Source organism: Ruegeria sp. EL01, assembly GCF_900313035.1.
In the GTDB taxonomy this organism is placed as follows: domain Bacteria; phylum Pseudomonadota; class Alphaproteobacteria; order Rhodobacterales; family Rhodobacteraceae; genus Ruegeria.
In genome coordinates, this window is sequence record NZ_OMPS01000038.1 from 1 (window position 1) to 23,211 (window position 23,211).

The 23,211-nt window shown below is 57.8% G+C and carries 24 protein-coding genes; 13 read left to right on the forward strand and 11 right to left on the reverse strand.

Annotated features, from left to right (window positions below; translation table 11 throughout):
- The 7 genes from D9K61_RS14950 to sigJ form a co-directional block, all read left to right on the forward strand.
- Nucleotides 1-382: thiamine pyrophosphate-dependent enzyme (locus tag D9K61_RS14950; protein ID WP_254055791.1), on the forward strand; the 382-nt coding region annotated here is incomplete at its 5' end.
- A 4-nt stretch (nt 383-386) separates the two neighbouring features.
- Nucleotides 387-1,409: a phosphate acetyltransferase gene (gene pta / locus D9K61_RS14955; protein WP_120634005.1), complete on the forward strand. Its 1,023-nt coding sequence runs from the start codon at nt 387-389 to the stop codon at nt 1,407-1,409.
- Nucleotides 1,410-1,482: 73 nt separating this feature from the next.
- Nucleotides 1,483-4,296: a molybdopterin oxidoreductase family protein gene (locus tag D9K61_RS14960; protein ID WP_120634006.1), complete on the forward strand. Its 2,814-nt coding sequence runs from the start codon at nt 1,483-1,485 to the stop codon at nt 4,294-4,296.
- On the forward strand, nt 4,293-5,057 hold the full coding sequence (locus tag D9K61_RS14965) for a 4Fe-4S dicluster domain-containing protein (protein WP_120634007.1): 765 nt from the start codon (nt 4,293-4,295) through the stop codon (nt 5,055-5,057). Before D9K61_RS14960 ends, D9K61_RS14965 begins: the two co-directional genes overlap by 4 nt.
- Nucleotides 5,057-5,944: a DmsC/YnfH family molybdoenzyme membrane anchor subunit gene (locus tag D9K61_RS14970; protein ID WP_120634008.1), complete on the forward strand. Its 888-nt coding sequence runs from the start codon at nt 5,057-5,059 to the stop codon at nt 5,942-5,944. The genes D9K61_RS14965 and D9K61_RS14970 overlap by 1 nt, the downstream gene beginning before the upstream one ends.
- A gap of 106 nt (nt 5,945-6,050) precedes the next feature.
- Complete coding sequence (locus D9K61_RS14975) at nt 6,051-6,512, forward strand: carboxymuconolactone decarboxylase family protein (RefSeq protein WP_120634123.1); 462 nt, start codon at nt 6,051-6,053, stop codon at nt 6,510-6,512.
- Nucleotides 6,509-7,393 carry an RNA polymerase sigma factor SigJ gene (gene sigJ / locus D9K61_RS14980; RefSeq protein ID WP_120634009.1) on the forward strand — a complete coding sequence of 295 codons (885 nt, stop codon included), beginning with the start codon at nt 6,509-6,511 and terminating at the stop codon, nt 7,391-7,393. Before D9K61_RS14975 ends, sigJ begins: the two co-directional genes overlap by 4 nt.
- A 34-nt stretch (nt 7,394-7,427) precedes the next feature.
- Here the strand turns inward: sigJ and dapA are convergent, their stop codons facing one another.
- On the reverse strand, nt 7,428-8,300 hold the full coding sequence (gene dapA, locus D9K61_RS14985; RefSeq protein WP_120634010.1) for a 4-hydroxy-tetrahydrodipicolinate synthase: 873 nt from the start codon (nt 8,298-8,300) through the stop codon (nt 7,428-7,430).
- Between the two features lie 133 nt (nt 8,301-8,433).
- Between dapA and D9K61_RS14990 the strand changes: the two genes are divergently transcribed.
- Nucleotides 8,434-10,407: a lytic transglycosylase domain-containing protein gene (locus D9K61_RS14990; protein WP_174235106.1), complete on the forward strand. Its 1,974-nt coding sequence runs from the start codon at nt 8,434-8,436 to the stop codon at nt 10,405-10,407.
- Here D9K61_RS14990 and D9K61_RS14995 read toward each other — a convergent pair.
- Nucleotides 10,381-11,250 (reverse strand): DMT family transporter, encoded by an 870-nt coding sequence (locus D9K61_RS14995; RefSeq protein WP_120634012.1) that lies wholly within the window; start codon nt 11,248-11,250, stop codon nt 10,381-10,383. The genes D9K61_RS14990 and D9K61_RS14995 overlap by 27 nt on opposite strands.
- The gene (gene mnmD / locus D9K61_RS15000) at nt 11,247-11,912 is read right to left on the reverse strand and encodes a tRNA (5-methylaminomethyl-2-thiouridine)(34)-methyltransferase MnmD (RefSeq protein WP_120634013.1); all 666 of its coding nucleotides are present in this window, start codon (nt 11,910-11,912) and stop codon (nt 11,247-11,249) included. The genes D9K61_RS14995 and mnmD overlap by 4 nt, the downstream gene beginning before the upstream one ends.
- A 55-nt stretch (nt 11,913-11,967) precedes the next feature.
- On the opposite strand from mnmD, the gene D9K61_RS15005 reads away from it, so the two are divergent.
- On the forward strand, nt 11,968-13,002 hold the full coding sequence (locus D9K61_RS15005) for an FAD-binding oxidoreductase (RefSeq protein ID WP_120634014.1): 1,035 nt from the start codon (nt 11,968-11,970) through the stop codon (nt 13,000-13,002).
- 59 nt (nt 13,003-13,061) lie between these two features.
- Nucleotides 13,062-13,478 carry an N-acetyltransferase gene (locus D9K61_RS15010; protein WP_254055792.1) on the forward strand — a complete coding sequence of 139 codons (417 nt, stop codon included), beginning with the start codon at nt 13,062-13,064 and terminating at the stop codon, nt 13,476-13,478.
- On the opposite strand, the gene D9K61_RS15015 is transcribed toward D9K61_RS15010, so the two are convergent.
- From D9K61_RS15015 to D9K61_RS15030, 4 genes are all read right to left on the reverse strand, one after another.
- Nucleotides 13,470-14,261 (reverse strand): MaoC family dehydratase N-terminal domain-containing protein, encoded by a 792-nt coding sequence (locus D9K61_RS15015; RefSeq protein ID WP_120634015.1) that lies wholly within the window; start codon nt 14,259-14,261, stop codon nt 13,470-13,472. The genes D9K61_RS15010 and D9K61_RS15015 overlap by 9 nt on opposite strands.
- Nucleotides 14,262-14,276: 15 nt before the next feature.
- A complete protein-coding gene (locus D9K61_RS15020; RefSeq protein ID WP_120634125.1) occupies nt 14,277-14,819 on the reverse strand; it encodes an NADPH-dependent FMN reductase in 543 nt (180 codons plus the stop codon).
- Nucleotides 14,820-14,952: 133 nt separating this feature from the next.
- A complete protein-coding gene (locus D9K61_RS15025) occupies nt 14,953-15,624 on the reverse strand; it encodes an OmpA family protein (protein ID WP_120634126.1) in 672 nt (223 codons plus the stop codon).
- Between the two features lie 128 nt (nt 15,625-15,752).
- Nucleotides 15,753-16,445 carry a YafY family protein gene (locus D9K61_RS15030; protein ID WP_120634016.1) on the reverse strand — a complete coding sequence of 231 codons (693 nt, stop codon included), beginning with the start codon at nt 16,443-16,445 and terminating at the stop codon, nt 15,753-15,755.
- 104 nt (nt 16,446-16,549) lie between these two features.
- Between D9K61_RS15030 and D9K61_RS15035 the strand changes: the two genes are divergently transcribed.
- Complete coding sequence (locus tag D9K61_RS15035) at nt 16,550-16,741, forward strand: hypothetical protein (protein ID WP_120634017.1); 192 nt, start codon at nt 16,550-16,552, stop codon at nt 16,739-16,741.
- Nucleotides 16,742-16,743: 2 nt separating this feature from the next.
- On the opposite strand, the gene D9K61_RS15040 is transcribed toward D9K61_RS15035, so the two are convergent.
- On the reverse strand, nt 16,744-17,391 hold the full coding sequence (locus tag D9K61_RS15040) for an RluA family pseudouridine synthase (RefSeq protein WP_120634018.1): 648 nt from the start codon (nt 17,389-17,391) through the stop codon (nt 16,744-16,746).
- 97 nt (nt 17,392-17,488) lie between these two features.
- Here D9K61_RS15040 and D9K61_RS15045 point away from each other — a divergent pair, with 97 nt between their 5' ends.
- The gene (locus tag D9K61_RS15045) at nt 17,489-17,899 is read left to right on the forward strand and encodes a nuclear transport factor 2 family protein (protein WP_120634127.1); all 411 of its coding nucleotides are present in this window, start codon (nt 17,489-17,491) and stop codon (nt 17,897-17,899) included.
- A 2-nt stretch (nt 17,900-17,901) separates the two neighbouring features.
- Complete coding sequence (locus D9K61_RS15050) at nt 17,902-18,612, forward strand: SGNH/GDSL hydrolase family protein (protein ID WP_120634019.1); 711 nt, start codon at nt 17,902-17,904, stop codon at nt 18,610-18,612.
- Here D9K61_RS15050 and rarD read toward each other — a convergent pair.
- The 3 genes from rarD to D9K61_RS15065 form a co-directional block, all read right to left on the reverse strand.
- On the reverse strand, nt 18,603-19,508 hold the full coding sequence (gene rarD, locus D9K61_RS15055; RefSeq protein ID WP_120634020.1) for an EamA family transporter RarD: 906 nt from the start codon (nt 19,506-19,508) through the stop codon (nt 18,603-18,605). The two genes, D9K61_RS15050 and rarD, sit on opposite strands and share 10 nt — an antisense overlap.
- Before the next feature lie 170 nt (nt 19,509-19,678).
- A complete protein-coding gene (locus D9K61_RS15060; RefSeq protein WP_120634021.1) occupies nt 19,679-22,132 on the reverse strand; it encodes an FAD-dependent oxidoreductase in 2,454 nt (817 codons plus the stop codon).
- An 89-nt stretch (nt 22,133-22,221) separates the two neighbouring features.
- Nucleotides 22,222-23,205, reverse strand: coding sequence for a GlxA family transcriptional regulator (locus tag D9K61_RS15065; RefSeq protein ID WP_120634022.1), 984 nt, complete (start codon nt 23,203-23,205; stop codon nt 22,222-22,224).
- Between the last annotated feature and the right edge of the window lie 6 nt (nt 23,206-23,211).

Consider the following 23,211-nt stretch of genomic DNA (forward strand, 5'->3'; position numbering starts at 1 on the left):
AAACGAACTGACTGCGATTGGCCGCGAAGAATGGCCTGCCGTGACCCAGATCGGGTGCCGAAAATACCAGGGGGGCGCGGAAAAGCGCAACTCGACCCTGTGGTTTAACGACAACTTCGTGGGCACTGAACTGGACACCAAGGTCTCGTATGCCGGCATCGCCAATGCCTGCGGTCTGAAGGGCGTCATCGCGCGCACCCAGGACGAGCTGACCGCGGCCCTGAACCAGGCGATCACCGACCAGAAAAACGGCATCACCACGCTGATCGAGGCCCTGATCAACCAGGAACTGGGCGAACCCTTCCGCCGCGACGCCATGAAAAAACCCGTCGCAGTCGCAGGTGTCTCTGCAAACGACATGACACCCCAAGCAGAAGCGTAAAAGGGTGAAACCTCTGCGCACAATTCTCGGAACTGCGACCAGTTCCGACAAGATCATCGCCCTTGCTGAGGGCGATGATCCACGCGTTGTCGAAGGTGCCTTAAAGGCGCGTGCCGAGGGCGTGGCCCGGATCATCCTTGTTGGAGATCGGGCAAAGGTCATCGCCTTGCTTGAAGATCAAGGCGGGATGGATGTCGACGGAATAGACATTCATGACCCAAACGATTCCCCGCATTCAGGGGCATTTGCCGCATCTCTTTATGAGTTGCGCAAACACAAGGGCATGACGCCCGAACAGGCGCAGCAACAAATCTGCAGCCGTCTGAACTATGCCGCAATGCTGGTGCATGAAGGTTTCGCAGACGGAACAGTTGGCGGGGCGGTCGAAACAACATCGAACACTGTCCGGGCCGCGCTGCAGATCATCGGCAAAGCGCCTGGTGCCGCGATGGTGTCCAGCTTCTTCCTGATGCTCTATTGCCGGGACCATCATACTGTTCGGGGCGCGCATATCTTTGCCGATTGTGGTCTTGTTGTGGACCCTAATGAACAAGAACTGGCAGAAATCGCGCAAGCGTCGGCCAAGTCTTATCAGACCTTGACCCACGAGACACCAAGGGTCGCGATGCTGTCGTTTTCGACCAGCGGCAGTGCAAGTCACCCCAAAGCATCAAAAGTCATCGAGGCAACGCAGATTGCGAGATCCGCAAATCCTGACCTTTTGATTGACGGTGAACTACAGTTCGACGCCGCCTTCGTTCCGGAAGTGGCTGCGAAGAAAGCGAAGGACTCGCCACTGCGGGGCGAGGCAAATGTCTTTGTCTTTCCAAACCTGGACGCAGGCAATCTTGGCTACAAGATCGCCCAACGAATCGGTGGTGCCGAGGCAATCGGACCAATCCTGCAGGGTTTGGCCAAACCAGCCAACGATCTGTCGCGTGGATGCTCGGCCGAGGATGTCTTGCATATGATTGCCGTGACTGCCGTGCAGGCGCATCACTCGAAAGCGCAGGATGCATCCGGTTAAAGCCAAGTAGCAATAAAGGTTTTGTTCTGACCAGAATACTGGAAGGATCAAGGCAACAGCCAAAGGGACGTACATGAACCAGCCAGTTATCGACACATCGCCGAAGGTCTCGGACGAGGTCCGAAAAACCACCTGTTACATGTGCGCCTGTCGATGCGGCATCAATGTACATATGAAAGACGGCAAGGTTGCCTATATCGAAGGCAACCGTGACCACCCGGTCAACAAGGGCGTTTTATGTGCCAAGGGCAGCGCCGGGATCATGCAGGTCAACGCCCCGTCGCGCCTGCGCAAACCTCTGCGCCGGGTCGGGCCACGCGGATCGGGTGAGTTTCGCGAGATCGAATGGGACGAAGCGATCAGCACTGCGGTAGGCTGGTTGAACGAACTGCACGAGACCGCGCCACAAAAGCTGGCGTTTTTCACCGGGCGCGATCAAAGCCAAAGCTTCACTTCATTCTGGGCACAGAACTTCGGAACGCCGAACTATGCCGCACACGGCGGGTTCTGCTCGGTCAACATGGCTGCCGGTGGCATCTACACGATGGGCGGCGCGTTTTGGGAGTTCGGCCAGCCGGATTGGGACCATACCAAACTGTTCATGCTGTTTGGCGTGGCCGAGGACCACGACAGCAATCCGATCAAAATGGGCATCGGCAAGATCAAGGCGCGCGGCGCACGTGTGATCGGAGTGAACCCGATACGGTCTGGCTATAACGCTGTGGCCGATGACTGGGTTGGTATCACGCCGGGCACCGATGGGTTGTTTATCCTATCCCTGATCCATGTGCTGATGAAGGCAGGCAAGATCGATCTGGACTATCTCAGCCGGTACACCAACGCGCCGGTTTTGGTGAATGCGGCTGACGGCCCGGAAAAGGGTCTGTTTCTGCGCGATAGCGACGGCAAGCCACTAGTTATTGATCGCGTGACCGGCAAGCCCACAGCGTTTGACAAACCTGGTGTCCGCCCCGATTTGTCAGCGACTTACGTACAAGACGGCACAACCCATCGTCCCGTCTTTCACCTGATGGCGGACAAGTACCTCTCGGATGAACACACGCCCGAGGCCGTGGCCGAACGGTGTGGTATCCCGGCCAAACGCATTCGCGCGATTGCCGCTGAAATCGCCCGTGTGGCCTTTGACGAGGCGATTGAGCTGGATCAGGAATGGACTGATTTCCGTGGTGAAACCCACGCTAAAATGATCGGCCGCCCTGTCAGCTTTCATGCGATGCGCGGAATTTCCGCCCATGCCAACGGGTTTCAGACCTGTCGCGCACTGCATGTGCTGCAGATCTTGTTGGGAACCGTCGAGGTTCCAGGCGGCTTCCGCTTCAAACCGCCCTATCCCAAACCGGTTGAGGCACACCCGACACCGCATGGTGATCGCCGCCCCGGTCGTCCGCTGAATGGCCCGCACCTGGGCTTCCCACGCGGTCCCGACGATCTGTTACTTGATGATGACGGACAGCCGCTGCGCATCGATAAGGCCTTTACCTGGGAAAACCCGATGTCGGCCCATGGGTTGATGCACATGGTGATTTCCAATGCCGCAGCGGGCGATCCTTACAAGATCGATACGCTGTTCATGTACATGGCCAACATGTCCTGGAATTCCTCCATGAACACCAAGGGCGTGATGGAAATGCTAACCGCCCGCAACGAAGATGGCAAATACGTCATACCAAATATCATCTATTCAGATGCGTATTCGTCGGAAATGGTTGCCTATGCCGACCTGATCCTGCCTGACACAACGTATCTGGAACGGCACGATTGTATTTCGCTTCTGGATCGCCCGATCTGTGAGGCCGACGCAGCCGCCGACGCCATCCGCTGGCCGGTGATCGAACCCGATCGTGATGTGCGGGGATTCCAATCGGTTCTGGTTGAATTGGCCAACCGCATGAACCTGCCCGGTTTTACCAATGAGGACGGTAGTCCAAAATGGAAAGACTACGCAGACTATATCGTTAATCACGAACGTCGACCGGGCATCGGACCACTGGCCGGGTTCCGTGGCCCCGACGGTGACAAAGAAGGGCGTGGCGAGGCCAATCCCGAGCAGCTGAACCGCTATATCGAGAATGGCGGGTTCTATGTTGCGCATATTCCGGAAGGGGCTGACTATTACAAGCCCTGGAACTCTGCCTATCAGGACTGGGCTGTCGGCATGGGTATCTACGACAGCCCTCAGCCCTACTTGTTCCAGCTGTACTCCGAACCCATGCGCAAGTTCCAACTGGCCGCCGAAGGCCATGGCGACCGCCAACCGCCGGATCATCTGCGTCAGCGCATCCAAGACACGATGGATCCACTGCCCATCTGGTACGAAACAGATCAGCAGGGCAACGAAGGTTACACCATCAATGCGCTGACCCAACGCCCCATGGCGATGTATCACAGCTGGGGCACGCAGAACGCCTGGCTGCGACAGCTGCACGGACGCAACCCGCTTTATGTGCCAACAAAACTGATGCGCGAGCATGGGCTGGAGGATGGCGATTGGGCCAAGGTCAGCTCTCCGCACGGTGCAATCACGGTGCCGGTCATGGAAATGGCGGCGCTGAATGACAGCACAGTCTGGACCTGGAACGCCATCGGTAAACGCAAGGGCGCATGGGCGCTGCAGGACGATGCGCCCGAGGCAACCAAAGGGTTCCTACTGAATCATCTGATCCACGAACTGATGCCGCCCAAAGGCGACGGGATGCGCTGGGCCAACTCGGATCCGATTACGGGTCAGGCCGCGTGGTTCGACCTGAAGGTCAAGATCGAAAAATCTGAGCCCCCGGGCGATGCTGAAAGCCAGCCAGAGTTTGATCCAATTAAGTCACCGGTGGGAACCGGTCCCAAAGATCTTGCGTGGAAGGTAGGCAAATGACCCAACTCCCCCAATCCACTGACCGCAAGATGGGTCTGGTCATCGACCTTGATACCTGCGTGGGCTGCCATGCCTGCGTTATCTCATGCAAAGGCTGGAACACCGAAAATTATGGCGCGCCTTTGTCTGATCAGGACGCCTATGGCGCTGACCCCTCGGGTACGTTCCTGAACCGGGTGCATTCCTATGAGGTGCAGCCAGCCGAAGGCCACGCCCAACTGATTCACTTCCCCAAATCCTGCCTGCATTGCGAAGATGCACCTTGCGTCACCGTATGCCCCACCGGGGCCAGCTACAAACGTGTCGAGGATGGCATCGTTTTGGTCAATGAAAGCGACTGCATCGGTTGTGGCTTATGTGCCTGGTCCTGCCCATACGGCGCGCGCGAACTGGATATGGCCGAGGGTGTGATGAAGAAGTGCACGCTGTGCGTCGATCGCATCTATAACGAAAACCTGCCCGAGGTAGATCGGGTTCCATCCTGTGTCCGCACCTGTCCGGCAGGCGCGCGCCATTTTGGCGATCTGGGCGATCCGGACAGCGATGTCAGCAAACTGGTCGCGGAACGTGAAGGCATGGATCTGATGCCCGAGATGGGTACAAAGCCGGTTAATAAGTACCTGCCGCCCCGGCCCAAGGACACAGTCGAAGACCAGATCGATATTCTGGCACCGCTGCTGGCCCCTGTTGCCGAAGAACCAGCGGGCTTCATGGGATGGCTCGACAAGGCACTCGACAAACTCCCCGGGGGAGCAAACTGATGCATCCAGCTCCTTCTGTCATCATCTTCACCACCTTCTCTGGTCTGGGCTTCGGGTTACTGTATTTCCTAGGGTTCGGTGTCCCGGATGTCTCGGGCGTCACGGCATTTGTGTTCTTCGCGATCGCCTTTGGTCTGGCTGTCGGCGGCCTGCTGGCGTCGACCTTCCACCTCGGCCATCCGGAACGGGCCTGGAAAGCGTTCAGCCAATGGAAATCAAGCTGGCTGAGTCGCGAGGGCATCTGCGCCGTGGCCGCCCTGCTGGTCATGGGGCTTTATGCCATTGGCGTGATATTCTTGGGACAGCGCTGGGCCTTTCTCGGACTTCTCGGCTCAGTCCTCAGCCTCGCAACGGTCTTTACGACCTCGATGATCTATGCCCAGCTCAAGACCATCCCGCGCTGGAACATGTGGGCGACACCCGCCATATTCATCACCTTCAGTATCGCGGGCGGGTCCTTGCTGGCGGGTGCGGAAAGCCTTGCGCCCAAGCTGATGGCGGTGGCCGGGGTCGTGCAATTGATCTATTGGGCGATGGGGGACAAAGCGTTTCAGAACGCGGGCACCGACCTGGGTTCGGCAACGGGTCTTGGTGATCGCGGCTCTGTCCGCGCATTTGAACCGCCCCACACCGGCACAAACTACCTTCTGCGCGAATTCGTTCATATCGTCGGGCGCAGACACGCCCAAAAACTGCGCATCATCTCGTTCGCTCTCGCCTTTGTTCTGCCCATCCTGCTGATCATCGCTCCGGTAGACGGTATCCTGATCAAACACCTTTTCGCGCTGTTTGCCGTCCTCTCTCACATCGCTGGCGTCGTCGTCTCCAGGTGGCTTTTCTTTGCGCAAGCCGAACATGTTGTCGGGCTGTATTACGGAAAACGGTGATAATTTTGAAAAGAGCCTCGATTTCGAGGCTCTTTTTTTCAACCATGTCACAAAACCCGTCGCTGGCCCGTCCTGTTTCTGTTCAACTCAAAAACAGGAGATTTCAATGTCCGCACGCATCAATCATTTTTCCGTTGCGCCAACCTTGATGCAACCCATGCTCGACATGGAAGAGCGTCTCAGAACATCGGGGCTGGAACACAGTCTGATCGAACTTGTGAAGCTTCGCGTGTCACAGATCAACGGCTGCGCTTATTGCATCCACATGCACACCCATGACGCCCGCGCAGATGGCGAGAGCGAGGACCGGCTGCATCTGCTGAATGCGTGGCACGAATCGTCTCTATATTCCGAACGTGAACGCGGGGCGTTGTCTTGGGCTGAGAGCCTGACCCGGATTGAATCCAGCCGAGCCGCCGAAGCGACGTATCAGACAATGGCGGCACAGTTTTCTGAGGAAGATCAAGTGGCGCTGACATTGGTGATCACAACCATCAACGCCTGGAACCGCATCGCAATTGGCTTCGCGATGCCACACCCCGTTTCCGGCAAGGCGTCTGCCGCATGACCCGAAGCGGGGTAGAACCGGACGATGGGGTTTTCGTCAATCTGCAGCCGCGCTTGTTCGCGGTTGCATATCGCATGCTCGGAACTGTCAGCGATGCTGAAGATATCGTGCAGGATGCCTATCTGCGTTGGCGGCGTGTCGATCCCGAAATTGTGCGTGATGCAACTGGATACCTTATCCGCGTTGTCACGCGCCTCTGTCTCGACCATTTGCGTGCGTCAAAGACTGTTCGCGAAACCTATCCCGGCGTGTGGCTGCCAGAACCACTGGTGACTGATGATCCAACAGAACGGTTGGATCGGGACGTGTCGATCGCGCTGTTGATGGCGTTGGAAAGGTTGTCCCCCTTGGAACGCGCAGCCTTTCTGCTGCATGACGTTTTCGATCAATCATACGACGAACTGGCCAAAACGCTAAACCGCAGTCAAAGCTCTTGCCGGCAATTGGTCAGCCGCGCAAGAAAGCATGTCGATCAGGCCAAACCGCGAACCAAGATCGCACGCGGACACGGCGAAAGCCTTGCCGCCGCTTTTTTCAAAGCCGCGAAAAGTGGGGATACCAACAGTCTGGCCGAAATGCTGGCGCAGGATGTCCAGTTACATTCCGATGGCGGAGGCAAGGTCATCGCGACCTTAAACCCGATCTATGGACGAGATAAGGTCATTCGATTCTTTGCCGGGTTGGCACGGAAGCCATCTGCACAACAAAAAGTCGAATGGGCCATGTGCGCGCTAAATGGTCAACCTTCGATCGTTAGTCGCGACCCGAAAGGATTCGTGCAGGCGATTTCCCTCAACGTCGAAGCAGGCCAGATCACAGCCATCTACATGGCTCGCAACCCGGACAAGACCCGGCACCTTGAAGCGTTACTGACGCAATAGGGCCCGCACGACGCACAGGCCCAGAGGTTTGACTTTACAGCAACCCTGCGTGGGTCATGGCCGCATCGATTGCGGCCTTGGTGCTGTCTTCCAGCGTTGTCAGGGGCGAGCGTACCTCGTCACTGCAACGCCCCAGTTTGCTGAGTGCGTATTTTGCACCGACAAGCCCGGGTTCGATAAAAATCGCCTCGTGCAACGGCATCAGACGGTCCTGATACTCCAATGCGCTCGCATAATCGCCGGCCAGTGTTGCCTGCTGAAACTCTGCACAAAGCTTTGGCGCCACGTTTGCAGTGACCGAGATGCACCCAACCCCACCATGTGCGTTGAAGCCAAGCGCGGTCGCATCTTCACCGGACAGCTGACAAAAATCGGGACCGCAGGTCGCGCGCTGCTGGCTGACACGGGCCAGATCACCGGTCGCGTCTTTGACTCCAATGATGCGTGGCAGCTTGGCCAGTTCTCCCATCGTCTCAGACGACATATCGATGACGGACCGACCTGGAATATTGTAGATGATGATCGGAATGTCCGCGCAGTCGTGCAGGGTCGTGAAATGCGCCAACAACCCGCGCTGAGTCGGTTTGTTGTAATATGGCGTCACGACCAAAGCCGCAGCAGCCCCGACTGTTTTGGCAAACTGGACAAACCGGGTGGCTTCGACCGTGTTGTTTGATCCTGCCCCGGCGATGACCGGAACCCGGCCCGCTGCAGCTTTGACAACCTCTTCGACCACGGTCTCATGCTCTTCATGGCTAAGCGTTGGGCTTTCCCCGGTGGTGCCAACAGGCACCAGCCCGGTGGAGCCTTCCTGGATTTGCCACTCAACCAGGTGTTTGAGCGTATCCAAGTCCAACTCGCCGTTGCGGAACGGGGTGACGAGAGCTGGCATCGAGCCTTTGAACATGAAACGCTCCTTCGGGTGCAGTTTGTAATTTTCGCACCCCGGTCCATCACGATTTTAGCTTTGTGAGTTGATCCCGGCGGCGCAAGGTTTATCCTCACAGGCTCTATCCTCGGTTGGTTGGGAAATGCAAGGGATGACACGCGTAATAGCCCGGTTGATAGCAGGGATTATATTTTTGGCGATGCAGCCGGTCTCGGCGCTGGCGAATACGGCAGGGGACTTGCGGGCCGGGCTGTATGAAATGCGCAAAGGCGACTGGAACGAAGCGCTGCGGGTTTCGGGGGCACGTGGATCTGTGTCGCGCGACATCATCGTATGGCACTGGTTGCGCGAAGGTTTCGGCGGCTCGGGCGACGTTCTCGTGTTTCTCGAACGACGCCCGGATTGGCCCGGATTGGCCTGGCTGCGCCGCGAAAGTGAGCCGTCATTTACCGGAGCTGACCCTGACCGGGCATTGAAGTTCTACGCTGAGATGTCACCACAAACCGCGGAGGGCGCGTTGAACTATGCCGTCGCCTTGATGGCAAAAGGTCGGCAAGGCGAGGCCGAGGCAGATGTCGTTACCGCATGGCGCACGATGCCTATGGGGTCCGGGCTGCAAAAAGATTATCTGGAGAACTTCGGTAAGTTGCTCAAGCCCCATCACGGGGCACGGCTGGATCGTCTGCTGTGGGACGGCCATCTTATCAGCGCCGGACGGATGCTACCCTTGGTCAACGACGATGATCGCAAGCTGGCCGAAGCACGCATTGCCCTGCAAAAGCGCCAACCGGGTGTGGATGAAAAAGTCGCGGCGGTACCGAAATCGCTGACCGGGTCCGCGGGCCTTGCGTTTGACCGCTTCGTATGGCGCGACCGTAAGGAACTTGATGACAGTGCGATCGACCTGATGCTGACCCGTTCCACCGGTCCAAACGCACTGGGCGAGCCGGACAAATGGGCCGAAGGGCGGCGCAGGTTGGCCCGCCTTGAAATGCGCAATGGCGACCCGTCGCGCGCGTACAAAATTGCAGCAAACCACCACATGACGCCCGAGATGGGATATGGCTATGCCGATCTTGAATGGCTGTCCGGGTTTCTGGCGTTGCGCAAACTGAACGATCCGGCAACGGCTGCCCGGCATTTTCAGAATTTCTCTGGCGCGGTGAAATCACCCATCTCAAAAGGACGAGGCGGGTACTGGCTGGGCCGCGCATACGCTGCGTCAGGGGACGCCGAAAAAGCTTATGACGCATATGCAAAGGGCGCTGACTATCAGACCTCTTTTTATGGCTTGCTGGCGGCTGAACAAATAGGGCGACCCTTCGATACCGAATTGGCCACACCCCGACGTGCACCGCATTGGAAACAAGCCAATTTCGCCGATTCAAGCGTTTTGGAAGCCGGGTTGCTGCTGCTGAAAGCTGGCGAGGACAATTTGGCCGAACGCTTTCTCACTCATTTGGTCGAAGGCCTTGATACCGTTGAAGCTGCCCAGTTGGGCGATTTGGTCATCGAACTAAAAGAACCGCATCTTGCCGTAATGATCGCCAAGCGCGCTGCAAAAACCGGAACAGTTCTGCCTGCTGCCTACTACCCGGTTCACCCGGTTGCAGACATGGGCCTGCCAATGGCCAAGGAAATGACCTTGGCCATCGCCCGGCGTGAAAGTGAGTTTGATCCGGTCGTCGTCAGCGGCGCCGGCGCGCGCGGCTTGATGCAGGTGATGCCTGCCACTGCGAAACTGGTCGCGCGGGAACTCGGGATCCTCAGCGGACATCAGACCGGCCGGTTGACGTCGGACTGGCAATATAACGCAAAGCTAGGGGCCAACTACCTGTCCGGGCTGGCCGCTGATTTCAATGGCAATATCGTGATGATGTCCGCTGGTTATAATGCCGGACCCAGGCGACCACTATCCTGGATGGCGCGTTACGGAGACCCTCGTGCAGGGGACATAGACGTGGTCGATTGGATTGAAACCATCCCGTTCAGCGAAACCCGAAACTACGTGATGCGCGTCGCGGAAAGCCTGCCGGTGTACCGCGCTCGGCTGGGCCAACCGGCGCTACCGGTTCCCTTCTCGCAGGAATTGGTTGGCTCAACTCTGGCGGCGTTCGCGCCATAAGGTGAACAGCCCAGCGGCAACGACAATCGATGCACCTGTGACAACCTCGGGGCGCAGCGCTTCGCCAAAGATGGTGATTCCAAGAATTGCGCCCCAGACCAGGTGGAAATAGGCGAATGGCTGCACAGCGCTGGCTTCGGCCATCTCATAGCATTTGATCAACAACCAATGCCCCAGCACGCCACTGACGCAAAGCACCGCCATCCAAATCCAATCGCCTCTGGCCATGGGTTCCCAGAACCACATCCCAACAATTGTCATCGCCACCGCACCTGCAACGCCGGTCCAGAAGAAACTGGTGGCGGTGCTGTCCTGACGCGCCGCATATCGGGTCAAAAGCCCGTAGAGCGCAAACATCAGCGCTGAAATCAACGGGACAATGGCCCAGGGGTTAAACACACCCACGCCTGGCTGCAAAATGATCAGAACGCCAACGCACCCAACCCCGATGGCAGCCCACCGCCGCCATCCAACCTTTTCCCCCAGAACCGGCCCACTTAACGCCGCAATCAGAAGGGGATAGCAGATAAAAACCGCCATAGAGTCGATCAGACCCAAGACCGTGAAACTGAACACCGCAACGCAGATCTCGGCCGCCAACAGAACGCCGCGAAACACCTGAAGACCCAGTTGATTGGTTCGGGTTGCTGCCTTCAACCCACCGGGTGCCCGAGCCGCCAGCGCAATGACAAAAGCAGCAAAGAACCAATAGCGGATCATCACGACCATGTACGTGTTATAGGTCCCGGCCAGATGGCGAGAGATGCCATCCTGCAACGCAAACACAATCGTCGCGGCAATCATCAGCGCAATGCCCGCACGGGCGTTGTTTTGCTGCGTCATAGTATAACCGCCTGCGTCATATGCCGCTTGTGGCCATAGCCGTTCGTTCGCGTGACCTGAAAACCTGCGTCTTGCAGACCTCGACGTACAAAACCTGCGGCTGTGTAGGTGGCCGCCGTGCCCTCGACCGCAGTGTGCTGGGCGACGCCTTGCATCAACTCCGCGCCCCATAGTTCAGGATTTTTGGCAGGGGAAAACCCGTCAAGAAACCAGGCATCTGCTGAACCGACCCAAGCGGGCAGTGTCGTGCGCGCATCTCCCTTGATGACTTCAAGCTGCAGTGTCTCAAGCTGGCATTTATGGCCATCCCAATGCGTCAGGAACCGATCACTCCACGACTGCAACTCAGGGAACCCCGCCAAAGCGCGCCGCATATCCGCGGGCACCATGGGAAAGGCTTCGAAACTGGTAAAATGCAGCGGCCCTGTTTGGCCTGATCTCTCCCACTCGGACCAAACAGTCAACATGTTCAGACCGGTGCCAAAGCCAAGCTCAGCAATGTGAAACCCTGGGATAAAACGCGCCGGAAGATCATTGCCCGCCAGAAAGACATGGCGGGTTTCTTCCAGGCCGTTATGCAGCGAGTAGTACGGATCATCAAAGCGGTCCGAGACCGGAATCTGATCGTCCGTCCACGTCAACTGGGCGCGCTGGTCTGCCATTCGGGAATCCTGTAGCTAAGCGGCGCGACACTGAACAAGGATAAGGGAATTGGCAATGGTCGATGTGACCGTGCGCGGTGCGGGGATTTTTGGCTTGTCCATCGCATGGACCTGCGCCCGACGCGGTGCAAAGGTTCAGGTTGTGGACCCCGTTGGTCCCGGCGCGGGATCAAGCGGAGGTCTGGTCGGCGCTTTGGCCCCACACGTGCCCGAGAACTGGAACGCCAAGAAGGCTTTTCAATTCGAAAGCATTATCATGGCAGAGCGATTCTGGACTCAGATCGAGGCAACCGGCGGAGTATCAGCCGGCTATGGCCGTCTCGGGCGCATCCAACCCATCCCCGATCAACGTACACTGAACTTGGCCCGCCAGCGCCAGATTACGGCAGCGGAGCTGTGGCAAGGTCGGGCAGAATGGCGTGTCGTAGAAACAGCCGAAGCCGGTTCTTGGTGCCCACCCAGCCCAACAGGCTATGTCATTCACGATACTTTGACGGCGCGCATGCACCCCCGCCGCGCCTGTGCGGCGCTGGTTGCCGCCCTGTCCGTGATGGGTGTAGAGGTCCTGACCGAGGTCCCTGACCAAGGTCGTGTTGTGCATGCAACCGGGCTTGCCGGGTTGCAGGAACTGAACGAAGCCTTCGGTAAGACCATCGGTAATGGCGTCAAGGGGCAAGCGGCGCTGCTGCGCTTTGATGCAGGCGCTGTACCGCAACTCTTCGCCGATGCGGTCCACATCGTGCCGCACGCGGACGGAACACTGGCCGTCGGGTCCACGTCCGAGCGCGACTATGATGATCCCACCAGCACCGACAGCGCTTTGGACGACGTGATTGACCGGGCCATGCGCGCAGTTCCTGTCCTGCACGGCGCCGAGGTGATCGAGCGTTGGGCCGGGGTGCGGCCGCGTAGCAAAAGCCGGGCACCGATGCTGGGGGCCCATCCCTTGCATCAGGGTCAATTCATCGCCAACGGGGGTTTCAAGATCGGTTTTGGCATGGCCCCCAAAGTGGCTGATGTCATGGCGGATTTGATCCTTGAAGATCGCGATTCAATTCCCGACGATTTCCGACCCGAGGCATCCCTGTGAGAGAAGCAGCCCATACAGCAATGCAACTCGGGCCGGAGAGCCCAAACATACCAGCAGTCATGAGGCTGATCCGCGATAGCTTCGCCTATATGGAAGGGCGGATCGACCCGCCCTCATCTATGCACCGGCTGTCTGAGATTGAAGTGCGCCGGCAGGCCCAAGAGGCTGAGGTCTGGACGATCGGTGAGCGGCCTGATGCGGTGATGTTTCTGACACCCAAGCCAAAGTGCCTCTACCTGAGCAAGCTCGCCGTCGATACAGACAGGCGCGGTGTAGGGCTGGCCCGGTGCCTTGTGGATATGGCCAAGATACGGGCCAAAGCGTTGGGATTGCCCGTTTTGGAACTACAAACGCGCATCGAACTTGTTGAAAATCACGCCGCATTTGCCCGCATGGGTTTTAGAAAAACCGCTGAAAGCGCCCATCCCGGTTATGACCGGGCGACCTTCATCACGATGCAAAGGCGACTAGACTGAAGCAACGGCCTGCATGCACTGCCGCCCGTCTGGACCACGCACCCACAAATCCTGCTCTCTGCGGCACAGCGTAGCGGTTTCGAAATGCATCAACGGCGAAGAGGCGCGGAATGAGAACCGGGTCAGCTTTCCCACCAACTCTTCGGCAAACAGCATCAAAAGTTGCGCCAGCAAAGGGCCGTGTACGACCAGCCCGGCATAGCCTTCAACATCTCGCGCATAGTCCAGATCATAGTGGATGCGGTGACCATTGAGCGTCAAAGCCGAATACCGAAACAGCAGAGTTGAATCGAACCCAACATCGCGTTGGTCTGTTTCATCCGTTCTGGCGGTGGGTGACAGCGGTTCAACCGTCGATGCCACGGGATCTTCGCGATAGACAAGGTCCTGCCATTCGGTCAGGCAATGCGCGCCCTCTTGCCAGATCTCATGCCGCAAAGTCACGAAACCAAGTGGCCCGGACCGTCCGGTCTTGGAGTTTTTGGTTTCCAGCGCTGACCTGCGTTCTGCCTCAACGCCTGCGCGCAGAGGTGCATGAAACTCAAGGCGACCACCAGCCCACATTCGACGTGGCAGCCCCATATCGGGGATCAAACCAAGGCCAACCTTAGGGTGCCCATCGCGCCCCAGTTCGGCAGGTGCGCGTGATGCCCAGAAGTACAGTTGGTGGAAGAACGGCGGCAGGGATGACCCGTCGGCAATTGTAGGAGCTTGGCCCAGCGCCACCTGAAAGGCAGTAGCGCGAGCCGGATCCATTTCGTCAGACTGGATGTCGTCCACCATGCTGAAAATCTGGGCTTATCTACCGATCTCGGCACGCAGCTTCTGCATCAGCGTGTGCAGCATTTTCTCATACCGGTCCGATGTCAGCTTGCCCTGTTCATCAAATTCGTTGGAACTGTTGGCCAGATGAATTTCCGGCCCCTGCAGGATGCGCGGCTGGAACGGTACCATGTAAGCCCTGAGAACCATTTGCGCCCGTTCCCCACCGGCACGACCCGCCGCAGCCGACATCACCGCAACCGGTTTGCCTGCCCAAGGGTTGCCCTGTGTTCGACTGACCCAATCCAGCGCATTTTTCAAAACACCGGAAGGCCCCTTGTTGTACTCAGGGGTCGAAACGATAATCGCGTCGGCCTGCGCAATCTGATCCGAAAGTGTCTGAACCGCGGCAGGTATGCCTTCGCCTTCTTCCACGTCACCGTCGTAAAGGGGCAGGTTTAAATCTGCTTCGACAAAACTGGCGGGATCAAACAAGCGGGCTGCTTCGCGCAGAAGTTTGCGGTTGGTTGCGCTTTGGCGCAGGGACCCGGAAAGGCCCAGAAGGATCGGATCGGACATCAGGGAAAACTCCGTTTCTTGGTTTTCCAATAGTTAGACCGAGTTCACCCGGTTCCAAACCCCGTTTTTGCACAATCGCTGCGCAACAACAGGGCCGCCCTCAGGCGACCCTGTTCAAACTTTGTGTCGGTGATCAGGCGTTGCCGCTGGGAATGACGACAATCTCGACCCGACGGTTTTGCGATTTACCTTGGGGCGTCAGGTTCGACGCCACCGGATTGTTTTCACCCTGCCCGATGGTGCGAATGCGATTGTAGCCGACACCGTTGGCTTGCAAGATATCGGCCACGGCGTTCGCCCGACGTACCGACAGGCCCTGGTTGTAGCCCGCATCGCCGTCGCTATCGGTATGACCAATGATCTGCACGTTGGAATTCGGGTAGTTGACCAAGTTCTGGCCCACTTTCACCAGATCGGACCGCAGCGCCGGGCGCACGGTCGAGCTGTCGGTGTCAAAGGTGATATCGTTTGGCACGGTAACAATCAGGCGATCGCCCGCGTTTACGATCGTGATTCCGTCATTGGCCAATTGCTGGCGCAGTTCCGCCGCCTGACGGTCCAATTGATTGCCGATCACGCCACCACCTGCGGCACCAATGGCACCACCTGCCAACGCTCCCAAAAGCGGATCCGAGTCGTTTGCAATCGCGCCGACACCTGCCCCGATCAGGCCACCAATCAGCGCGCCTTGTTTGGTGTTCTGATTAGGGTCGTTTTGGACGTTCAGCGTGCCCGGATCGGTACACGCGCCCAGTGCAAGGGCTGAACACAGCCCAATGGACACAACAAACTTGGAAATCGTCATAGTTTCACCTTCTGCTCCGGCACCCGTTATCCGGGCCTGCCTCGTTCGGCGCAGTATAACACAGTGCATACGCGCAGCCTCAAGCAACAAAACAGTGATATCGGCGAATACTCGCCAAGTGCAGTAGGTTAGACAGCATCAACAGGGCGATCCCAGCGGTTTTGCTCCTGCCACAGATCCCGAAGAGATTCACCTTGTCCGCAAAAGCTCTCTTCAACGCTTTCACTCGCCCAGATACGGTCCGTGCGAAAGTGGCGAAATCCATTCCGCAACTCGCACCAACCGGCCAACATAGTGCATTCTATGTGATAGATCAGCGCGACCGGCCGAACAACGCGTATTGTGCGCTCGCCTTCTGAGCTCACATATGTAATCCGCAGTTTTTGTTCGGCCCGAATGGCTTCTCGGAAATTCGCCACCGGCACGCATCCCTTGGCCGGATCGTCAGCCGGTGTTCCCCAAGGGGCGACCTGCAACCAGTTCCTAGGGGCATGCAACGCATCGATCTTACGACATATGCGGCTGGCCGCCTGTTGAAGGTGGCTGTCGCCTGTGCGGGCCAGCATGGACAGGCCAACCCACAGCGCCTCGACCTCTTCGGAGTCGAAATTCAGCGGCGGCAGGTCATAGCCGCGCCGCATCAGATACCCGACACCCGCCTCGCCTTCGATAGGCGTCCGCTGGGCCTGCAATTCCGCAATGTCCCGGTAAACCGTGCGCACCGAGACTTCCAATTTCTCAGCCAGCGCTTCAGCCGTCACCGGTTTGCCTTCCGCACGCAGGATCTGGATGATTTCAAACAATCGGGTCGAGCGGCGCATGTCTTACTCCTTGCGGTCTGCTGACACACTAGCACACCCCCCTGACAGGGTGGTGTCAGGAGTGATGCGCGAAACTTTCTGAGAGCTGAAGAAAGGATCGCAACATGCCTTACCGCGACAACCACGTCATGATGACCTTGAAACTTGGCCGTTGGTCACAGGAACACACCCTGCGCGCGTTCGAGATTGAACGCGAGATTATGTCAGCCCGTCAGAAAACAGCGGTTAAACCCAAAACGCGCACTAAGCGGTTTTCGTTGGGCAACCTGAAGTCCCTTTGGGGCAGCACGGCCTGACGTCAGAATGCAGGCGCGGCCCTGAATTTCATGGACACCCCACCTTCCGGGTGCTTCAGGCGCAATTCTTCGGAATGCAGCATCAGACGCGGGAAGTCACGGGCCGCACCTTCGGCATAGAATGGATCGCCCAGAATCGGGTGCCCCAATGCCAACATATGAACCCGCAACTGATGCGACCTACCTGTCTTGGGAAACAGACGGATGCGGGTGGTGTTGGCTTCATGCTTTGTGACACGCCAGTCCGTGACTGCCGGTTTTCCAGTCTCGTGACAGACCATCTGACGCGGACGATTGGGCCAATCCACAATCAAAGGCAGATTCACCGTGCCGGTTTTGGGCTCGACCATCCCCCAGACGCGCGCGACATAGGTCTTCCGGGTCTGGCGCTTTTCGAATTGCAGGCCGAGGTGACGTTGCGCATGTGGCGTCTGGGCAAAGACCATCACGCCGGATGTATCCCGATCCAACCTGTGCACCAGCAATGCCTGCGGAAACGATGCCTGAACCCGTGCCAGCAGGCAATCCGCCAGATGCTCTCCGCGCCCCGGCACTGACAACAGGCCCGGTGGTTTGTTCATCACAATCAACTGGGCATCTTCATGCAACACGTCCAGCGGTGTTTGTGGGGGATCATAGGTTTCGCTCATGCGCGCCTGCCTATCGCAGCCCGCAACCTCTCGCAACGTCGTCCTTGCCTGCAGGCCGACCTTAGGCAACTCTCGCACCAGCAAAAAAGGAGAGGCCATGCACCCGACCATCGAACGACTGCAAGAGGTCGTTGCCAAAGGCGACGAATCCCAGATTTCAGAGCTTCTGGCAGAAGATGTCCGGTTCATGCCGCCGACCTATTACAGCACCTGGACGGGCCGCGCGCCAGTGGCGGCCGTGTTGGGCCATGTTGGACAGGTTTTCTCGGATTTCAGCTATCGTCGGATTATGGGTAACGGCAAGGACTGGGCGCTGGAGTTTCAGTGCAAGGTCGGTGATCTAGACGCGGTTGGTGCAGATCTGATCACGTTGAACGACGACGGCCTGGTGCAGACCTTTGAGGTTGTCATGCGTCCCTACAAAACCATCGGTGCCCTGCGTGAGGCGATGATGGCGCGGGTGATGACCGATGTCCGGTTCCTGGAATTCAAAAACGCCCTAAGCTGATCATGCCCGGTCGAATTGCCGCTGATCAGATTCTACGATTGCCACTGTTGCCCGTGCTTGCCGCGCAAGGCCTGTCCGTGCGGCGCAAAGCACAGTTGCTGCCGGAACCAACAGGCCCAAGGCAGGGGCGCGCAGGGCGTGGACCTCGTCTGCGTTTGTTGATCGCGGGCGACAGTTCGGCAGCCGGGGTTGGCGCGGGGACACAGGCGCAGGCCCTGTCGGGGCATTTGGTGGGACAACTGGCCAAACACCATTCGGTCGAATGGCGCCTTGAGGCCACGACCGGCCATACCACCCAAGACACGATTGAACGCCTGCAGTCGCTTCACGACCCGTTCGATGTCGTGGTGACCGCGCTTGGCGTGAACGATGTGACCCGCGCAGTAACGCGTAAGCAGTTCATCGAACGGCAAACGCGGCTCGTAAATGTCCTGACTGGCATTTTGGGCGCGCGCAGGGTTGTCGTTACAGCTGTGCCGCAGATGGGTCGGTTTCCCGCCTTACCGCAGCCGTTGGCCTGGGTTCTGGGGCGTCAGGCCGCGCGGTTGGATCAAGGACTGCAGCAGATCGCTGACACCTACCCGCAAGTTCGGCATCTGACGCTCGATCTGCCGGATGACCCGGCACTGGTTGCCCCTGACGGGTATCACCCCAGCCCAAAAACCTATGCGCTCTGGGCTGAAGAGGCGGCGCGCCTGCTGCTTCAGGTCTGAGCCCGGGCTTGCCGGATCATCGGGATTGAGTAGACCACAAGCGCCGACCAAATCAGTGGGAATGCAATCATGCGACCCCGGTCAATTTGCTCGCCAAACACGGCGACTGCGGTAATGAAAATCATTGTTGGTGCTATATATTGCAGGATGCCCATTGTGGACAGGCGCACCAGCTTTGCCCCATTTGCGTACACCAGCAACGGAACCGCGGTTACGATACCCGCGCCCGCTAGAAGCATGGTGTCCATCCTGACCACCCCAAAATGACCAGTGCCTTGCGCACCTAACCATGTCACATAGGCCAATGCCGGGATCAGAAGGATCAGAACTTCTAACAAAAAACCTTGGTTGGGACCTATGGGAAGCGAGCGTTTGAAAAACGCATAGAACCCCCAGCTAAACATCAGGCCAAGCGCGACCCACGGCAATCGCCCGGCCTCAAGCACCAGCACCAGAACGCCAAGTGCCGCCAAGCCAACAGCCACCAATTGTGTGCGATTCAATGGCTCGCGCAGCAGGATCGCACCTAGCGCGATACTGAACAGCGGATTGATATAGTACCCTAGTGCTGCGTCCAGCGCGTGCCCTGACGTGATCGCCCAGACATAAATCGCCCAATTCACGGAAATCAACATGGCCGTCAACGCGGCCATGCCCAGCATCCCCGGGTTCCTGATCGCAGCTTTGACATCCCCTGTGCGGCCAAGGGCGACCAACAGCAATCCCGCGATAGGAACCGACCAGAGGATGCGATGGGCCACGACCTCAACCGGTCCGATATGTTCCATCGCCTTCATGTAGATCGGCAGAAAACCCCAAAGCACGTAAGCGGTTACAGCCAGGAGTAAGCCCTTTGGCGTATCCTCGTTCTGAGGCTGTTTGGGCGTATTGGCCATTGCGCGTCTCCGGTTGATACCAAAGACCTTTACGGCAGATCATCTCCTGTTGGGAACTGTGAAATCCGTGAAGTCGGGCATCAAGAAATGTGATGGGTCCTTGGCAGACCAGCACATGACAGTGGAAACGAGGCGCATATGCGCCTCGACCAGTTCGTCATCGCGTTGGGTTAGACCTTCACGCGTTCTGATTTCGGATCATACATCGGCTTCAGCGACGCTTCGGCTTTGACCTTCACGCCGCAGACATCGATCTCGTAGGTTGACGCCAACACATCAGCAGCTTTTTCGCCCTCACAATGCACATAGCCAAGGCCAATCGCACCGCCCAGAGTATGGCCGTAATTGCCCGAGCTGAGGTAACCCACATATTCGCCGTCCCGCACGATTGGTTCGTTGTGAAACAACAGCGGCTCGGCATCGGTCAACTTGAACTGTACCAAACGGTTCTTGGGCCCACTTTCCTTGCGCGCAATCACGGCCTCACGCCCGATGAAATCACTGCCCTTATCGACTTTGACTGCAAAGCCAAGCCCGGCATCGACCACATGATCCTCGCACGTAATGTCATGGCCAAAATGGCGGAAACCTTTTTCAATCCTGCAACTGTCCATCATATGCATACCACACAGCTTCAGCCCCATGTCCTGGCCTGCCTCGTGCAGCGTTTCAAACACGTGTCCTGCCATGTCGGAGGACATGTAGATTTCCCAACCAAGCTCACCCACATAGGTGACGCGATGCGCGCGGGCCAGGCCCATGCCGATCTCGATCTCTTGCGCAGTGCCAAACGGGTTGGTTGTGTTCGAAAAATCAGCGGGCGAGACTTTTTCCAGCAGCGCCCGCGCATTGGGACCCATAACAGCCAGAACACCTTCACCTGCGGTGACATCAGTGATGACCACGTTAAAGTTTCGGGCGTGGCGCATCATCCAGGTCTGGTCCGCCAATCGGGTCGCCGCTGGGGTGACAACCAAATAAGACGTTTCGGCCAGACGGGTCACCGTCACATCCGCCTCAATCCCTCCTGTTCTATTGAGGAACTGGGTGTAGACGATCTTGTCCTTGGCCACCGAATAATCGCCGCCACCGATGTAGTTCATGAACGCCTCGGCATCAGGTCCTTCAACGCGGATCTTGCCGAACGAAGACATGTCATACATGCCCACGTTTTCACGCACCGCGCGGTGCTCGGCCGCCGAATTCTCGAACCAGTTCTGACGCTTCCAGCTGTATTTGTACTCACGCTCCTGGCCCTCATCGGCGAACCAGTTTGCGCGTTCCCAACCGGCCAACTCGCCCATCACCGCGCCTTGTTCCTTCAACTGGTGATGGAATGGGGTCCGACGTACGCCGCGCGCGGTGGCTTTCTGGCGATACGGGTAGTGATCGGCATACAATAGGCCCAGCGTCTCCTTCGAGCGTTCGAACAAATACTGCTTGTTGCCCTGGAACGGCTGCATTCGGCTGACGTCCACATCGCCCAGATCGAAAGGTTTCTCGCCGAAATCCATCCACTCGGCCAGTGCCATACCTGCGCCACCGGCGGATTGAATACCGATCGAATTAAAGCCCGCAGCGACCCAGACATTATCCATCTCGGGCGCCAGCCCCAAATGATAGGCATCGTCCGGCGTGAATGATTCCGGGCCATTGAAGAAGGTATGAATACCCGCCTCGGCCAATATCGGCATCCGGGTACAGGCGGCTTCAAGGATCGGCTCGAAATGATCGAAATCTTCGGGCAATTGATCAAACTCGAAACTGTCGGGAATGCCGTTCATCGCCCAGGGCTTGGCGTTGGGTTCAAACGCGCCCAGCAGGATTTTTCCCGCGTCTTCCTTGTAGTAGGCGCATTCGTCCGGCACGCGCAGCACGGGCAGCTGAGTCAGCCCATCGATCCCTTCGGTCACAATGTAGAAGTGCTCGCACGCGTGAAGCGGAACGTTGACCCCGGCCATGCGACCCACCTCGTGGCCCCACATTCCGGCGCAGTTGACCACCATATCACACTCGATGTGGCCCGAAGCACTGCCATCATCCGCGACCCAATCCACGCCAGTGACGTTGCGGCCATCTTTGACAATGTCAGCGACCTTCACACGTTCCTTGACGATCCCGCCCCGCTGCCGCGCGCCCTTCGCCAGGGCCAGCGCGATATTGGCCGGATCGCCCTGCCCGTCCAACGGCAAGTAGACAGCGCCTTTCACATCTTCCAGATTCAAATGCGGATACAGCTCGCCCACACGCGCGTTGGAAATCTCTTCAACCTCGACACCAAAAGCGCGGGCCATCGCGGCCTGACGATAGATTTCTTCCTTACGCTCTTCGGTCAGGGCAACGGTGATCGACCCGCACCGTTTAAAGCCCGTGGCCACGCCCGTCTCTTCCTCGAGCGCGCCATAGAGTTCCTGACTGTATTTCGCCAGTTTGGTCATGTTCGCCGTCGCCCTCAGCTGGGCGATCAGACCCGCAGCGTGCCAGGTTGTACCGCTGGTCAGTTGCTTGCGTTCCAGCAACACAACATCCGTCCAACCTTTTTTAGTCAGATGGTAGGCGACTGAGCATCCGATGACGCCGCCACCAATGATGACCACACGGGCCTTGTTGGGAAGATCAACCATTCTGACGACTCCGCTTTGTCAGGTTTCGTCCTGAATGACACGAAAGATCGACAGAAAACCTATCAAAAACGTCAGCGTGTCGGCGAAAATCACCTTTGAGACGCTTGTCGTTTTTCCCGCCTCATCACAAACGGTGTGATGCCAAAAACGCTTTTGTAGACCGAAGAGAATCCGTTGGGGAAACCACAGGCCAACCCAATTTCCCGCACACTCATCGTCGTGTTCAACAGCAGGTTGTTAGCTTTGGCCAACCGCATTTCCCGATAGAATCCATTCGGGGTCGTGCCGAAGAAGGATTTGAATTTACGCTCTAGTGATCGGTTCGACAGGTGCAGATCCTTGACGATCTGGTGGATTGGCACGGGATCTTCGATATTCGCCTGCATCAGCTTGATACACTGATCCAGCTTCGCATCTCCGGTAGCGGTTGTTTTCGCGCCAGAAAACGGCTGCATGGATGAGAAATCTCGGATGTTCTCGTGCAGCATGATATCGGCAACCGTCATCTTTGCAGGCCCTGAAATATGCCGACCGATCACCGCCAAGGCGATGTCAGCCGTCGCGCCCATGCCCGCGCAGGTCACAACGCCACCCTGTTCGGTGGCAATTGATAGCTTTGCCTCGAAGCCCGCCCCACGCTCACGAAGGAAAAAGGCATTTTCCCAATGCGTTGCCAGGTCGGCAGTACCTTGTTCGTCGATATATCGGCTGGCGGCTTCTGCCAGCAGAAAAACCTGGGCACCGCGATAGGTATAATCTGAAACGATCCGCCCCAGCGACAGATCAGATTGATCAGGGTCCGAATTGCCGATGACAAACAGGTAATCGGCCTTTGGCTGCGATGGCACGCATTCGGTTGAAACCGTGGCATCGCTGCTGCTGGCGACCGGACCACCGCGCAGGGATCGGTACGTGTACCTAAACGGAGGCGCAGCGCAAACACGGTTGGCAAGACGCAAGACATCCACCAGCGAGGCCACTTCCAGCAAAACAAAACCTGGTGCCACTAGAACGTCGAAGCTCCAGGTTTCCTGAGGTTGCTCTGAACCAGCGGGAGGTGCTTGGGCTGCCATGCGCCG